Annotated in this window: 16 protein-coding genes and 1 riboswitch; of the genes, 12 read left to right on the forward strand and 4 right to left on the reverse strand. The window is 55.8% G+C overall.

What is annotated here, in order from left to right; translation table 11 throughout:
- The first annotated feature begins 119 nt into the window (after window positions 1–119).
- Genes JYG33_RS10490 through hemL form a run of 3 tightly spaced genes read left to right on the forward strand, consistent with a single transcriptional unit; the run spans window position 120 to window position 2,936 of the window.
- Window positions 120–929, forward strand: a complete 810-nt coding sequence (locus JYG33_RS10490) for a bifunctional hydroxymethylpyrimidine kinase/phosphomethylpyrimidine kinase (RefSeq protein ID WP_222668821.1) — start codon at window positions 120–122, stop codon at window positions 927–929.
- The gene (gene thiE, locus JYG33_RS10495) at window positions 922–1,608 is read left to right on the forward strand and encodes a thiamine phosphate synthase (RefSeq protein ID WP_207872215.1); all 687 of its coding nucleotides are present in this window, start codon (window positions 922–924) and stop codon (window positions 1,606–1,608) included. The genes JYG33_RS10490 and thiE overlap by 8 nt, the downstream gene beginning before the upstream one ends.
- A 44-nt stretch (window positions 1,609–1,652) precedes the next feature.
- On the forward strand, window positions 1,653–2,936 hold the full coding sequence (hemL, locus tag JYG33_RS10500; RefSeq protein WP_207872216.1) for a glutamate-1-semialdehyde 2,1-aminomutase: 1,284 nt from the start codon (window positions 1,653–1,655) through the stop codon (window positions 2,934–2,936).
- Between the two features lie 54 nt (window positions 2,937–2,990).
- Here the strand turns inward: hemL and JYG33_RS10505 are convergent, their stop codons facing one another.
- Window positions 2,991–4,640 carry an AMP-binding protein gene (locus JYG33_RS10505; RefSeq protein WP_207872217.1) on the reverse strand — a complete coding sequence of 550 codons (1,650 nt, stop codon included), beginning with the start codon at window positions 4,638–4,640 and terminating at the stop codon, window positions 2,991–2,993.
- Window positions 4,641–5,372: 732 nt separating this feature from the next.
- Here JYG33_RS10505 and JYG33_RS10510 point away from each other — a divergent pair.
- Both JYG33_RS10510 and argJ read left to right on the forward strand, forming a co-directional pair.
- Window positions 5,373–5,903, forward strand: coding sequence for a MarR family transcriptional regulator (locus tag JYG33_RS10510; RefSeq protein ID WP_207872218.1), 531 nt, complete (start codon window positions 5,373–5,375; stop codon window positions 5,901–5,903).
- A gap of 93 nt (window positions 5,904–5,996) precedes the next feature.
- Complete coding sequence (gene argJ / locus JYG33_RS10515) at window positions 5,997–7,223, forward strand: bifunctional glutamate N-acetyltransferase/amino-acid acetyltransferase ArgJ (RefSeq protein ID WP_207872219.1); 1,227 nt, start codon at window positions 5,997–5,999, stop codon at window positions 7,221–7,223.
- 74 nt (window positions 7,224–7,297) lie between these two features.
- Here argJ and JYG33_RS10520 read toward each other — a convergent pair whose 3' ends face one another.
- Both JYG33_RS10520 and JYG33_RS10525 read right to left on the reverse strand, forming a co-directional pair.
- A complete protein-coding gene (locus JYG33_RS10520) occupies window positions 7,298–7,459 on the reverse strand; it encodes a DUF1328 domain-containing protein (protein ID WP_009460570.1) in 162 nt (53 codons plus the stop codon).
- Window positions 7,460–7,564: 105 nt separating this feature from the next.
- Entirely contained in the window at window positions 7,565–7,768 is a 204-nt protein-coding gene (locus tag JYG33_RS10525) for a CsbD family protein (RefSeq protein WP_207872220.1), read from the reverse strand.
- A 391-nt stretch (window positions 7,769–8,159) separates the two neighbouring features.
- Here JYG33_RS10525 and rplU point away from each other — a divergent pair, with 391 nt between their 5' ends.
- The 5 genes from rplU to JYG33_RS10550 all read left to right on the forward strand — a co-directional run bounded on the left by rplU (window position 8,160) and on the right by JYG33_RS10550 (window position 12,830).
- Window positions 8,160–8,471, forward strand: coding sequence for a 50S ribosomal protein L21 (rplU, locus tag JYG33_RS10530; RefSeq protein ID WP_003801901.1), 312 nt, complete (start codon window positions 8,160–8,162; stop codon window positions 8,469–8,471).
- Window positions 8,472–8,521: 50 nt separating this feature from the next.
- Complete coding sequence (gene rpmA, locus JYG33_RS10535; RefSeq protein ID WP_009460566.1) at window positions 8,522–8,782, forward strand: 50S ribosomal protein L27; 261 nt, start codon at window positions 8,522–8,524, stop codon at window positions 8,780–8,782.
- A 285-nt stretch (window positions 8,783–9,067) separates the two neighbouring features.
- Window positions 9,068–10,156, forward strand: coding sequence for a GTPase ObgE (gene obgE / locus JYG33_RS10540; RefSeq protein ID WP_207872221.1), 1,089 nt, complete (start codon window positions 9,068–9,070; stop codon window positions 10,154–10,156).
- A gap of 133 nt (window positions 10,157–10,289) precedes the next feature.
- Window positions 10,290–11,447 carry a glutamate 5-kinase gene (gene proB, locus JYG33_RS10545; RefSeq protein WP_207872222.1) on the forward strand — a complete coding sequence of 386 codons (1,158 nt, stop codon included), beginning with the start codon at window positions 10,290–10,292 and terminating at the stop codon, window positions 11,445–11,447.
- 129 nt (window positions 11,448–11,576) lie between these two features.
- Entirely contained in the window at window positions 11,577–12,830 is a 1,254-nt protein-coding gene (locus tag JYG33_RS10550; protein ID WP_207872223.1) for a D-amino acid dehydrogenase, read from the forward strand.
- A 70-nt stretch (window positions 12,831–12,900) separates the two neighbouring features.
- Here the strand turns inward: JYG33_RS10550 and JYG33_RS10555 are convergent, their stop codons facing one another.
- Window positions 12,901–13,677, reverse strand: coding sequence for a response regulator transcription factor (locus tag JYG33_RS10555; protein WP_207872224.1), 777 nt, complete (start codon window positions 13,675–13,677; stop codon window positions 12,901–12,903).
- 112 nt (window positions 13,678–13,789) lie between these two features.
- Between JYG33_RS10555 and JYG33_RS10560 the strand changes: the two genes are divergently transcribed.
- Together JYG33_RS10560 and JYG33_RS10565 are read left to right on the forward strand one after the other, a co-directional pair.
- Window positions 13,790–14,164, forward strand: coding sequence for a helix-turn-helix transcriptional regulator (locus tag JYG33_RS10560; RefSeq protein WP_207872225.1), 375 nt, complete (start codon window positions 13,790–13,792; stop codon window positions 14,162–14,164).
- A 213-nt stretch (window positions 14,165–14,377) separates the two neighbouring features.
- Window positions 14,378–14,755, forward strand: coding sequence for a helix-turn-helix transcriptional regulator (locus JYG33_RS10565; RefSeq protein ID WP_207872226.1), 378 nt, complete (start codon window positions 14,378–14,380; stop codon window positions 14,753–14,755).
- Window positions 14,756–14,795: 40 nt separating this feature from the next.
- Window positions 14,796–14,890: riboswitch (TPP riboswitch) on the forward strand.
- The last annotated feature ends 15 nt before the right edge of the window (window positions 14,891–14,905 follow it).

Consider the following 14,905-nt stretch of genomic DNA (forward strand, 5'->3'; position numbering starts at 1 on the left):
AACATAGTCCGATCCGCGTGCAAATCGGGGCAATCCATTAAAATGGGGTTCATATTACTAAATTACTCAACCCGTGACATCCAGAGCCGTGCTGGCCCTGCATGTGTAACCAAAACAAGATGGCTGCTGAAATCAAAAATTCAAGTCCTGCCCTGGCCCTCGTGCTGGCTCCCTATGACCCCAGCGGTGGGGCTCACCTGCCTGCAGATGCGATCACTGGCGCTCGTCTGGGCTGCCATATTGTCAGCGTTCCGACCGCCTTGCTGGTACGCGATAGCGCCCAGCAGGAAAACATCCAGACTCTGGCCGAAGACATTGCCGACGACCAGGCGCGCTGCTTGCTGGAAGACATGAATATTCAGGCCATCAAGTGCGGCCCTGTCTACAGCCCCGAAATCGCCAGCATGGTGGCCGAGCTTTGCTCCGACTACCCCGAACTGCCTTTGGTCCTGCATTTAAGCGCCATGCCCACCGGTCTGGACGAGCTGGATGCGGACGACGCCCTGGATGCCAGTTTACGCCTGCTGCTGCCGCTCAGTTCTTTATTATTGATCGACCACCCCAGCCTGGAGCGCTGGCAGGCCGACGAACTGCTGGGCGACACCCCCGACGCCGTGGAAACCCTGCTGAATAACGGCGCCAATGCCGTACTAGTAACGGGTGTACCGGGTGCCGCCGGGCAGTGGCATACCCGTTTTCAGGGGCATCATGGTCGCCTGGACTACAGCATTCCGCTCGATGGCGGTGTGCGCCAGCAGGACAGCGATAGTTTGCTGGCTACGGCTTGCCTGAGCTTTCTGGCTCAAGGCCACGAGCTGGATAACGCGGTAGAATCAGCCTTGCTGCATCTACAGGCACGCGCCACCGACACCTTCCAGCCCGGTATGGGCCACCGCCTGTTCAACCCTGTTGCTCCCCAAAATGACTGACGCCACCACCCTGCGCTTTCCTGCCGGTCTCTACGGCATTACTCCCGAATGGGACGACACCGCCCGCCTGTTGAACGCAGTGCGCGCCGCTCACGAAGGTGGTTTGCAGGTCTTGCAGTTTCGTCGCAAGAACGGCCCGGAACCAATCCGCCAGCAACAACTCAAAGAGTTGATCAAGTTATGCCTGTCTTTGGATCTGCCGTTATTGGTGAACGATCATTGGAGTTGGGCGCAAGAGTTTGACGTGCAAGGCGCACACCTGGGTAAAAGCGATGGCGAACTGACCCAGGCCCGTCAGGCACTGGGGCCGCAAGCCCTGCTGGGACGCTCCTGCTACAACAGTCTGGATCTGGCTCGCCAGGCCCTGGCGGACGATGCAGACTACATTGCCTTCGGGGCCATGTATCCATCCAGCGTCAAACCCGAAGCCCCACCGGCTGAACTGAACACCTTGCGACAAGCAAGACTGCTTTGCCAAGAACAAGAACACGAGGGACGGCGTGCTGCCATTGTGGCCATTGGTGGCATCACACCCGAGAAAATGCCCGAACTGCTGGAAGCCGGTGTTGATAGCGTTGCCGTTATCAGCAGCCTGTTTGAAACCAGCGATATACGCGCTACGGCGCAACGCTTTACCGACTACTTTCACGCCCAGGACTCATCGCGCTTTGTGCGCTGATCCCTTGCCTGGCCTTGACCTTTTCACATCTGGATTCTTGCCTCATGTCCCGTAACTCCGAACTTTTTGAACGTGCCTGCAAAGTCATCCCCGGCGGCGTCAACTCGCCTGTCCGTGCCTTCGGTTCCGTGGGCGGTACACCTTGCTTTATCGAACGCGCCCAAGGCCCTTACATCTGGGATGCAGACGGCCAGCAATACACGGACTACGTAGGTTCCTGGGGGCCGGCCATTCTGGGCCACTCCGATCCGGACGTTATCAAAGCCGTACAGGAAGCCGCCGTACACGGTCTGTCCTACGGCGCGCCTACCGAAGGCGAGGTCGTGCTGGCTGAAACCCTGACCAAGATGCTGCCATCCATCGAGCAAGTGCGTCTGGTCAGCTCCGGCACCGAAGCCACCATGAGCGCCATTCGTCTGGCCCGTGGCTTTACCGGCCGCAACACCATCATCAAATTTGAAGGCTGCTACCACGGCCACGCCGACAGCCTGCTGGTCAAAGCCGGTTCCGGCCTGCTGACCTTTGGCAACCCCACCTCGGCTGGCGTGCCCGCCGAATTCGTGGCCCACACTCTGGTGCTGGACTACAACAAGCTGGACGCCGTACGCGACGCCTTCAAACAAAAGGGCGATGAAATCGCTTGCGTGATCGTTGAGCCCTTTGCAGGCAATATGAATCTGGTACGCCCTGCCCCCGGTTTCCTGGAAGGCTTGCGCGAACTGTGTACCGAATACGGTGCCGTGCTGATTTTTGACGAAGTCATGACCGGCTTCCGTGTTGGCCCCCAAGGCGTGCAAGGTCTGACCAACATCCGCCCCGACCTGACAACACTGGCCAAAGTCATCGGCGGCGGTATGCCCGTTGGTGCCTTCGGTGGTCGCCGCGACATCATGCAATGCGTAGCCCCCGTAGGCGGCGTATATCAGGCAGGTACTCTGTCCGGTAACCCCGTAGCCGTGGCCGCCGGTCTGGCTACCTTGAAAAAACTGGCTCAACCCGGTTTCTACGACACCCTGACGGCCAATACCGCCAACTTGATCCAGGGCCTGAAAGCGGCTGCCAAAGAAGCAGGCATCCCGTTCACCGCCGACCACCAGGGCGGTCTGTTCGGTATCTACTTCAGCGAGAACGTCCCCACTTCCCTGGCCGAAGTCTCGGCTGGCGACATCGAACGCTTCAAGCAATTCTTCCACGCCATGCTGGACAAGGGCGTGTACTTTGCACCCTCGGCCTTTGAAGCCGGTTTTGTGTCGGTGCAGCACACCTCCGACATTACCGACGCAACCGTGCAAGCAGCCCGCGAAGTTTTTGCTAGCTTCAAAAACTAAAAATGCCGGACACAAAAAAGCGGGCCTAGGCCCGCTTTTTTATTGCCTGATGACTCAGTCCTGAGCCATCTGACGCAGCACAAAGCGCTGCAACTTGCCCGTTTCAGTACGAGGCAAGGAAGCTACAAACTCGATGGCACGCGGGTATTTGTACGGAGCGGCATTCTCCTTTACAAAATCCTGCAGCTTTTTCTTGAGCTCGTCACTGCCAGTAAAGCCGGGTTTGAGCACAATGAACGCCTGCACAATCTGGCCACGCTCTTCATCCGCAGCACCCACCACGCCGCACTCGGCCACAGCCTCGTGCTTGAGCAAGGTGCCTTCCACCTCTGGACCAGCAATGTTGTAGCCCGAAGAAACAATCATGTCGTCGTTACGGGCCTGGTAGTAGAGGTAGCCGTCTTCGTCCATCTTGAAGGTATCGCCAGGGAAGTTCCAACCACCCTGCACAAATTGCTTCTGACGTTCGTCGTTCAGATACTTGCAGCCCGTTGGGCCTTTAACGGCCAAACGGCCTACCGTACCGACCGGCACAGGATTCAGATCATCGTCCAGAATCGTGGCGACATAGCCAGGGACCACTTGGCCAATCGCACCAGCACGCACTTTTTCTGGCGGGCTGGACACGTACACGTGAATCATTTCCGTGCCACCAATACCGTCCGTCATCTCGATGCCGCTGGCCTGTTTCCAAAGCTGACGCGTCGCATCTGGCAAGGCTTCACCTGCCGACACGGTTGCACGCAAGCTGGCCAGGGAGTAACGATCCACCAAACCAGCCATCTGACGATAGAAGGTAGGTGCGGTAAAGCTCATGGTGACCTTGAAGCGATCAATCATGCCCAGCAAATCCGAGGGTGTCAGACGCTCCAGCAAGACGGTAGACGCACCCACGCGCAGCGGGAAGCACAGCAAACCACCCAGACCAAAGGTGAACGCTAAAGGAGGCGTACCGCAGACCACATCATCTGGCGTCAAACGCAGCACATGACGCGAGAAGGTGTCGCACATGGCCAGCACATCACGGTGAAAATGCATGCAGCCTTTAGGCTGGCCAGTCGTGCCGCTAGTGAATGCAATCAGGCAAATATCATCAGCCGCCGTATCGCAAGCGGTGAACTCTTCAGGCTTGTCAGCCAGCAAGGCCTCCAGACCTGTGGCGCTTTCATCGTTAAAGCACAGCAGTTGCTTCAGCACGGGCGCGTAAGAATCATGCGCGGAGTCCATGCAGTGCTCCAGCTCTTCACGCAGGCGCTCGTCACACAAGGCGGCATGAATCTCGGCCTTGTCCAGAATGGTCTTCAGTTCCACCGCACGCAGCAAAGGCATGGTGGGAACCGTCACCAGACCGGCCTTGATGCTGGCCAGCCAGCAAGCGGCCATCATGGGGTTATTGGGGCCACGCAGCAAAATCCGGTTGCCGGGCACCAGTTTCAGGTCCTCAACCAGGACATGCGCAATACGGTTGGTCAGCACGTCCAGTTGCTTGTAGCTCAGGCTGCGATTCTCATCGCCCTGTGCCCACTGCAAAGCCACGCGATCACCATGCCCCGCTGCTACCTGCTCCCCCAACAACGCAACAGCGCAATTAAGACGAGCGGAGTAGTCCACATCCGGATTTCCTTCCAGCAACATTTCCGGCCACCACTCCATGGGTGGCAGATTGTCGCGTGCAAAGGTATCAAGGTGCGCTGAACGTTCCATCCTTATCTCCTGCGTAGATTACGCCCCACTCAGGCGTAGACCCTGCTCCGACAAAGGCGCCAGCCAAATTGGCAAGGTCTATATTGTTTAGTTCTAAAGGATATTAGCAAAAAAAACGTCCCAACATCAGTAATCCCGACTACGGGTTATCCGCAGTAGCGCATCATCATCGGCTGTTTCAAGGGGTATCCTAACGAAGCCTGAAGATCCCTGCGGCCTGTGCCTGTGCATCAAAAAAAAGAATAAGAAATGTCAGGATATAAGAAATAAATCGATCCGTAGCATGGATTTTTTTCAATTAAGAAAAATTACGGCAAACATTATTTTTGAAACAAAAAAAAATATCAAAAATAGCAGGAAAGTGATTAGGCAAACAGGCGATATCCAGGCAAATGCCTTATACTTCAACTAAATAATCACTTGAATTTAGCCAGCTTATCGCCTCAGGTCCACGTCCGAGCGCAAGTAGGTCAATATTCAAAGCCGCGGCAGTGAAAGTAATAGCAGACAAGAGTTTGAATTTTTTTACCTAATGCTTTGCAAGCCCTGCCAGCGCTTTCCATGAAGTTGATTAATTTAAGCTTAAAAACGAATTTACTTTGATCTGTCGCAATGTCAAACTTCGATGCAGCCCCTAAGATACCCTCCAAGCTAACCCAGCTTGCTCATGGCTGCGGTCTGCGTCCTTCAAAGCTAAATATTTTGGACATGCACCATTAAGGCAAGCTATCTATGATCATGAACGATATCCCCGCTTCCGCCGTCGCCGATGCCGCTCCCGACTTGGAAAGCCGTGCCCATAGCGACGACCACTTCGACACCCGTCTGTGGCTCCGCTTGATGGCCTGCACCAATCTGGTTGAAGGCGAAATTCGCAGCCGACTGCGCACCGAACACACCACAACCCTGCCCCGCTTTGACCTGATGGCGCAATTGCAGCGTCAGCCCGCCGGCATGAAAATGAGCGAGCTGTCCCGCCACCTTATGGTTACCAACGGCAATATCACGGGCATTACCGATCAGTTGGAAAAAGAAGGCCTGGTCGAACGCATCAAGGTGCTGACCGACCGTCGCAGCTCCCTGATCCGCCTGACACCCAAGGGCAAGCGCCAGTTCAAGAAAATGGCTGCCTCCCACGAACAGTGGCTACAAGAGATGTTTGCCAACCTGTCGGAAAAGGCTCGTTCCAGCCTGTTTGAAGCGCTGGGCGAACTCAAGCTGATCACACGCAACAACGTGGCATTGGCCGCTCGCCAAAGCTAAAAACGCCACGCGACCAAAGCTATGCTCAGGCGGCTCAAAGCAAGTATCATTACTGCTTTGAGCCGCCTTTAACATTGTTTTCCGGATCGCGTCATGGCCGTTAATCTGTTCATCCCCTCTGAATCTGATATTCACCCCGTTGCCGGTGTCAAAATCGGTATTACCGAAGCCGGTATCCGCAAGGCCAACCGACGCGACCTGACCGTGTTTGAACTGGCCCCCGGCACTAGCGTGGCGGGCGTGTTCACCACCAATCGCTTCCGTGCCGCCCCGGTGCAAGTGTGCGAAGCGCACCTGGCTACCCACGATGGCATTCGCGCCCTGGTCATCAACACCGGCAATGCCAACGCCGGTACTGGTCAGCTTGGCCTGGAAAAAGCCCAGCAAACGTGTAAAGAAGCGGCCCGTCTGCTGAACATTCTGCCCCAGCAAGTGCTGCCTTTCTCCACGGGCGTGATTCTGGAACCCCTGCCTATGGATCGCCTGCTAGGCGCTCTGCCCGCAGCGGTGAATGATCTGTCCGACAACAACTGGTTCAATGCTGCCCACAGCATCATGACCACCGACACGCAGCCAAAAATCGTATCGCGTCAGATTGAACTGTCCGGTAAAACCGTCACCCTGACAGGCATCAGCAAAGGCGCGGGCATGATTCGCCCCAATATGGCCACCATGCTGGGTTACCTGGCCACTGACGCCGGTATTGCTCCCGAACTGCTGCGCGATATGTGCCGTCTGGCGGCTGACCACTCGTTCAACCGTATTACGGTTGATGGCGACACTTCCACCAACGACTCTTTCATCATCATGGCAACCGGCCAAAGCGGTGTGACGGTGGAATCCATTGCGGATCCTAACTACAACGCCTTGCTGGATGCCCTGGTCGACGCCTCGCGCGAACTGGCCCAGAAAATCGTGCGTGACGCTGAAGGCGCCACCAAATTCATGACGGTTCAGGTCGATGACGCCGGTTCCAGCGAAGAAGCCCTGAAAGTGGCATACGCCATCGCCCATTCGCCTCTGGTGAAAACGGCGTTCTTTGCCTCCGACCCGAACCTGGGCCGTATTCTGTGCGCTATCGGTTATGCCGGTATCACCGATCTGGACGTCAACAAGCTGCGTCTGTGGCTGGGTGATGTGCTGGTAGCGGTAGACGGTGGTCGCAACCCCGACTACCAGGAAGAAGACGGCCAGCGCGTCATGAAGGAAGCCGAAATTCTGGTGCGTGTTTCCCTGGGCCGTGGTCAACACAGCGAAACGGTCTACACCTGCGACTTCTCGCACGAGTACGTGACCATCAACGCCGACTACCGCTCCTGATAAAAAAACCGCTTTCACCTAATCGGTAAAAGCGGTTTGGCACTTCAGACAGGCCCGCCCCTAGCGGGCCTGTTCTATTTCTTGCCCATGCCCTTGACCAGCGAAAGCACCGCCAGAATCAAGAACACCACAAACAGAATTTTGGCAATGGACGCAGCACCGGCGGCAATACCGCCAAAGCCCAATACAGCAGCCACAATAGCAACAATAAAAAAGATGACGGCGTAGTAAAGCATACGATTCTCCTCATTATCAGTACGTACAGGATCAAGGCTTTGTCTGGCGGGCCGTTTTTTACGGCTCAAGAAATAGGCATCAGACAAAAAACAGGTCCCACCTCACTAACGGTCGTACTTGTCGTAGAAATCTTTTACTTCGCGCTCCGCTTCTTCGCGGGTACGGCCATAACGCTCTTGCACCAGGCCCGCCAATTGGGTGGCATCACCTTTGACCTTGGCCCAGTCGTCATCCGTAATTTCGCCCCAAACGCTGCGAGCCTTGCCAGCCAGTTGTTTCCATTTGCCTTCGATCGTGTCCTTATTCATACGTTTCCCCTTAGTCAGGTTCGAAAAATAAATGACTTACGCTTCAGTGAACGCAACAGCTCTACCGTAACGAAAGGACGGCAACGCAAAGGCCACAGATTGAGGGGAAATGTAACAAGTTAGCTTCTGCCCGGATCCGGGGAATCTCCCGCTCTGACCTGCCTGACACAGTCTGCGTCCCTGCCCGCCCCTCTGTTGCCCAGTGAAAACGAAAGGATTGGATGCAAAATACTGACAGGGCCAGCCCCAAGCCATTGACAGCAAAGCCTTTTTATCCTATTATCTTTTGCTTGGCATTTTGCGTGTCAAGATTTTTTTATGTTAGATGGCATTGCAAGGGGCAGTAATCAGCCTTTGCGCGATGCCTGTTTGACTCTTTAAGGGATTCCCTATGTACGCGGTTATAAAAACCGGCGGTAAGCAATATCGCATTACTGCTGGCCAAAAACTCAAAATAGAACAGATACCGGCAGACATTGGGCAAGAAATTTCGCTTGACCAGGTTCTGTCCGTCGGCGAAGGTGAAGCACTGCAAATCGGTGCTCCTTTCGTTGCTGGTGCTGTGGTCAAGGCTACCGTTCTTGCGCAAGGCCGTCACGACAAAATCAAGATTTTCAAAATGCGCCGTCGCAAGCACTACCGCAAAACGCAAGGCCATCGTCAAAACTACACCGAAATCCGCATCGAAGCGATCAACGCCTAAGTTGTTGCTAAAAGCGAATTTGGTATTTTCTTCATCTAGGAGCTAAAGAAATGGCACAGAAGAAAGGCGGCGGCTCTACGCGGAACGGCCGTGACTCACAGGCCAAACGTCTGGGCGTTAAAGTCTACGGCGGTCAGGTAATTTCGGCTGGCGGCATCATTGTTCGTCAGCGCGGTACTCAGTTTCACCCCGGCGTGAACGTGGGCATTGGTAAAGACCACACCCTGTTCTCCCTGGTCGATGGCAAAGTCAAATTTTCCATCACTGGTGCTCTGAACAAGCGTACTGTTTCGGTCGTTGCTGGCGAATAAGCCCCTCGATCAAAACGTAGTCGCTACGAAAAAGCCCTGCCGCCATAGGCAGGGCTTTTTTTATGTATGGCCATTGTGCCATTTGCAAACCCACACACCCGGCTTAGCCAGTCTCCCTACGGCCACAGCAAGAGATTAAAAATCGGCCACTATCACGGCACATACCGGCAGATAAGCCAATCTCCTATACACTAAGCAATTGGGGTTTTTGTTTAAAATGGTCTGCTCCCAGACCAGCAGCAAATACTGTTCTGCGGCCCCTGGACCTATACAGCACTCATCACCATGAAATTCGTAGACGAAGCGACCATTGAAGTGGTCGCAGGCAAAGGTGGAAACGGCGCTGCCAGTTTCCGCCGAGAAAAATTTATTGAAAAAGGTGGCCCCAATGGTGGCGACGGTGGACGCGGCGGCAGCATTTATGCCGAGGCCGACCGTAACGTCAACACCTTGATCGACTACCGCTACGCCCGCCTGCACCGCGCTCGCAACGGCGAAAACGGCCGTGGCTCCGACCAGTACGGCGCGGGTGGTGAGGACATCATCTTGCGCGTGCCCGTAGGCACCATGATTTTTGACGCTGAAACCGGCGAACAACTGTTTGACATGAAGCGCCACGGCGAGAAGATCACTCTGGCTCAAGGTGGCTCGGGCGGTCTGGGTAACCTGCACTTCAAATCCAGTGTGAACCGTGCCCCACGTCAATTTACCTACGGTAAGGAAGGCGAACACCGCAAGCTGCGTCTGGAACTGAAGGTGCTGGCCGATGTGGGCCTGCTGGGTATGCCTAACGCGGGTAAATCCACGCTGATCACCCGTATTTCCAACGCCAAGCCCCGCATTGCGGACTACCCCTTCACCACCTTGCACCCCAATCTGGGTGTGGTGCGTTCGTCCGAAGCCCACAGCTTTGTGGTTGCGGATATTCCTGGTCTGATCGAAGGCGCGTCGGAAGGTGCCGGTCTGGGCCATTTGTTTCTGCGCCACCTGACCCGTACCCGTATTCTGTTGCACCTGCTGGATGTCTCCAGCCTGGACCCGGACGAGGATATCGTCACCAAAGTGGCAACAGAAGCACGCGCTATTGTTGAAGAGCTGCGTCTGTACAGCGAAGAGCTGTACGCCAAGCCCCGTTGGCTGGTTCTGAACAAGCTGGATATGGTGTCCGACCCCGAAGATCTGAAAGCCCGCCTGCTCAAAGAGCTGAACTGGGAAGGCCCGGTCTTTGGCATCTCCGCCCTGACTGGCGTGGGTACCCAGGATCTGGTGTACCAATTGCAGTCCTGGCTGGACGAAGAAAGCCGCAAAGAGCATATCGAGCAAGACATTGCCGACGGCACCCATATTTACGACGAGAGGTTTGCTCCAGACTGATCGTGCTACACAGGTCCAGGGTCTCGGCCCTGAGACTGAACCCCAAAATGCCCGGAAGACGCGGTTAAACCAGCCGCCCTACTCCTGGCATTTTCTCTATTTACACGCCAAGCGATGGATTTCTGAACTCGTCATGCAGCACTCTTCTCATTCTGAATCGGCCGTAGCGCAATCGCGCCGACTGGTTATTAAAGTAGGTTCTTCTCTGGTCACCAACGAGGGCAAAGGGATTGACCTGGATGCCGTAGAGCAATGGGCTACCCAGATTGCTCAACTGCATGCCCAAGGCAAGCAATTGGTGCTGGTTTCCAGCGGCGCCATTGCCGAAGGCATGGCCCGCCTGGGCTGGCCGCGCCGACCGAAGGCCATGAATGAGTTGCAAGCAGCAGCGGCCGTCGGCCAGATGGGCTTGATTCAAGCCTATGAAGTGGCCTTTGCCCGCCATGGCGTGCGCACGGCCCAGATCCTGCTGACCCACGAAGATCTGGCAGACCGCCATCGCTACCTGAATGCACGCGGCACCATAAATACCCTGCTGGATCTGGGTGTAGTGCCCATCGTGAATGAAAACGACACCGTGGTAACCGACGAAATCCGCGTTGGCGACAATGACACCTTAGGTGCCCTGGTCACCAACCTGATCGAAGCCGAGACCCTGATTATCCTGACAGACCAGGCTGGCCTGTACAGCGCCGACCCTCGCAGCAACCCCGATGCGCAGTTCATCTCGCTGGGACAGGCGGGCGACCCGACGCTGGAAGCCATGGCAGGCGGTTCAGGCAGCAATATCGGCACCGGCGGCATGATTACCAAAATCCTGGCCGCCAAACGTGCAGCCCAAAGCGGCGGCCACACCATTATTGCCTCTGGTCGGGAAAAACAAGTCCTCTCGCGTTTGTCGGAAGGCGAACGCATTGGCACCGAACTGCGCGCCACCCTGCCCGTGCGTTCAGCCCGTCAGCGTTGGCTGGTCGACCAGTTGCGTGTGCGTGGTCGCGTATCGCTGGACGAAGGGGCTGTACGTGCACTGGTAGATGGCCACAAGAGCCTGTTGCCCGTGGGCGTCACCCATGTAGAAGGCGAATTTGACCGGGGCGATGTCGTCGCTTGCGTGGACAAGCACGGCGTGGAATACGCTCGTGGCCTGATCAACTACTCCTCCGACGACACACGTCGCATCATGGGCCAGCCCAGCCATTTGATCAACGAGCTGCTCGGTAGCGAGCACGATACGGAACTGATCCACCGCAACAATATGGTGTTTCCGCGCAGTGTCCCGGAACAAGACTAATCCTTGACCCCTACCCTGCCCGCCTGTTGAAATAGACGGATAAAACGTATCGAATTGCGACAGCAAGCGCGGTCTTGCCGCGCCTGATCGCAACACTCTCCCTCTCGGGTGATGCTCCCAAGGAACCGTATGAAGATCCTCGTGCTAGGTGCTGGAGTAGAAGGTGTAACCAGCGCTTATTATCTTGCTCGCCAAGGACATAGCGTGACGGTCGTTGACCGCATGTCCGGGCCTGCTCTGGAAACCAGTTTTGCCAACGCCGGTCAGCTCTCTTTTGGTTATGCCTGCCCGTGGGCCGCGCCAGGTATCCCGCGCAAAGCCATCAAGTGGATGTTCGACAAGCACCCTCCCCTGACGATTCGCCCGGACGGCACGCTGACCCAAATCAAATGGCTGCTGGCTATGTGGCGCAATTGCACGGCCGATCGCTACGCTACCAACAAAGAACGCATGGTCCGCTTGGCAGAGTACAGCCGCCATTGCATGGCCGAGCTGCGCGCCCAGACCGATATTCAGTTCGAGCACCGCTCCCAGGGCACCTTGCAGGTATTCCGTACGCAAAAGCAACTGGACGGTATTGCGGCAGACATCGAAGTGCTGAAAGAAGCCGGTGTGCCCTACGAGCTCCTGTCTGCCTCCGAACTGCACACGGTTGAACCCGCTCTACGTCATGTGGAGCACAAATTAAGCGGTGGCCTGCGTTTCCCCGAAGATGAAACCGGCGACTGCCAGATGTTCACGCGCCGCCTGACCGAGCTGGCCGAGCAAGAAGGCGTGGAATTCCGCTGGAACCAGAATATTCAGCGTATCCACAGTAGCGGCAATGAAATCAGCGGCGTACAGTCCTCCGACGGCTTGCTGACGGCAGATGCCTATGTCGTGGCCCTGGGCTCGTGGTCTACCGGCCTGATGAAAGATCTGCAGGCCATTCCGGTCTACCCTCTGAAAGGCTATTCAATTACCGCGACGATTGCGGACGAGTCCAGAGCGCCCCACTCCACCTTGCTGGATGAGAGCTACAAAATCGCCCTGACGCGCTTTGACAAGCGTATTCGGGTCGGTGGTATGGCCGAAGTGGTGGGTTTTAGCAAACACCTGAACCCGCGCCGTGAACAGACTTTGCTGATGGTTCTGAACGATTTGTTCCCTGGCAGCTACCAGAGCGATGCGGATCTGCACTTCTGGACGGGTCTGCGTCCCAAGACGCCAGACAGCACCCCCATTGTGGGCCGTAGCCGATATTCCAACCTGTTCCTGAATACGGGTCACGGAACCTTGGGCTGGACTCTGGCAACCGGTAGTGCGCAGTTGCTGGCGGATCTGATCAGCAACAAGGAACCTGCCATCCGCGCAGACGACTTGTCGGTGCAGCGCTACTACTAAGCCCCTGCCCCCGCAGCATGAACAAAGGCTCTGCCCGGTTTTACTGGCAGAGCCTTTTTTGTTCCCGACTCTAATGACGCACCGGCTCCGCTAGCAACTGGCACGTCGCGGCAAACATATAGCCCCAGTTATGGATTGATCGGATGGGCAAGATCGTCCCACCCTGGTTGAACTTGCGCCGCATACGGCTGACCAGGACACCTAGACGATTAATATGCAACGCACCGGGCGGATTGGTAATGACATCCGTTTTACTGGCAACCGCGCGCATCAATTCGTAATGGCTGGCCCGTCTGTCCTCCTCCCTCAACAAACGGACAATAAAAGCACGCTCGGTACTGGTCAGGCCAAAGGAAATACCGACAGGCGATATCAAGGTCCAGCCTTCCTGATCCAGCACCCACTCTTGTGTCAGGGAAGGCTCGGGAATCATGGGCATCTGCATCAACCGTCGCTGCAAGCTGTGCAAACTGGCGGCCAGCAACTCCAAAGAGGCGTTCTTGGGGCAAAACTGATCTCCCCCGCTATGCAAAGCTTGCAGCATGGCCGAGTCTGTCGCATCAGACTGCATCAAAATCCCGATCTGTGGACACAGGATACGCAGGCGTACCGCCGCCGAGCAGATCTCTGCCAAGGTCCCGCCCAGCCAGGCAATACATACCGAACCCGCGTAACGGCCCCGCGTCTGGGCCAACTGCAATAAAGCGGTGGCATCCGGGCAGAAAATAAGGCGATAACCTCGCTCTGCCAAGGCCTGAATTTTTTGTTCCAACAAGCTTCGATCAGGAATAGCACTGGCCAGGTACAGCACAACAGGACCGCCAGCAATTTCATTTGCAACCGACATAGTTGATACCTTAACTATAATGACATCTGATGACTATGTCGGACAGTATAAATCACGACCGTGATTTTTAATTAAAACCATCGTGTTTGGCTTTACATCAACAATCTGTTGTGTGAAACATTTCTCCGAACGCCTTCGCCACGCACGTCAATATCGCGGTCTTTCTCAGGCAGATTTGGCACGTCTATGCGGTTTGACCCAGAGCGCCATATCCAACTACGAAAATGGCACTCGTCGGGATGCCCGTGAGATTCTGGAGTTGGCTAGAGCCTTGAATGTCAGCGCTTTGTGGTTGCGCAAAGGTGTTGGCAATATGGAATTCACGAAGGACAGCTACACACTGTCCGAACCCCAGGATGGTCCTCCCATTGTCTCCTGGCCCTTCCGTCTGTTTTCCGTCGATGAAGTCGTCGCTTTGGCCGATAGCGAACGGGATTTGCTCGATCGCACTTTGCGTCATTTACTGGACGGCATGAAAAAGCGGTAAGCCAGCTCCCTTTCTGCCTGCAAATGCCACCTGCGTCATTGAGCAATAACGACGCTCGGCAGACACACTGCAAACTGATCACGGCAAATCTGCGGCGACACCCATTCTACGCTCCGCCTTACCCCATCAAGTCGACTAAACCGGAGCTATTTATCACATACGACATTTTTGTTCAAAACCATCGTGCAGAGCGTTCCATGAACAATCTGTAGTGTGAAACACTTCTCTGATCGCCTCCGCCACGCCCGCCTGCAACGCGGCTTTTCCCAAGCCGAACTTGCACGCCTATGCAACCTCAGCCAAAGCGCCATCTCCAACTACGAGAGCGGCACTCGGCGTGACGCGCGCGAGATTCTGGACCTGGCAAAAGCCCTTAATATCAGCGCCCAATGGCTCAAGAATGGCCTGGGCAACATGGAATTGAGTGCGACCCACGCAGCAACACTGCAGGACTCCGGTGAAGGCCCACCCATTGTGACCTGGCCCTTCAACCGCTTTTCCGTGGACGAGATTGTGGCTTTACCGGGTAAAGAGCGTGATCATCTGGATCAAACTATCCGCCACCTGCTCAACGGCATGAAAAGAAAATAAGCCTTATACGTCCACAAGCAGCTCCAAGATACCTATACTTGTCAGCACGCAGGGGTACTCGCCATTTGGCGGGTTGAGATAAACCCTCGTACCAGTACGGATAATGCCGATGCTGGGAGCGTGTGCCACAGGTGCAATGCCTGCCCGGCA

It is taken from the genome of Alcaligenes sp. SORT26, from assembly GCF_017377875.1.
In the GTDB taxonomy this organism is placed as follows: Bacteria; Pseudomonadota; Gammaproteobacteria; order Burkholderiales; family Burkholderiaceae_B; genus Alcaligenes; species Alcaligenes parafaecalis.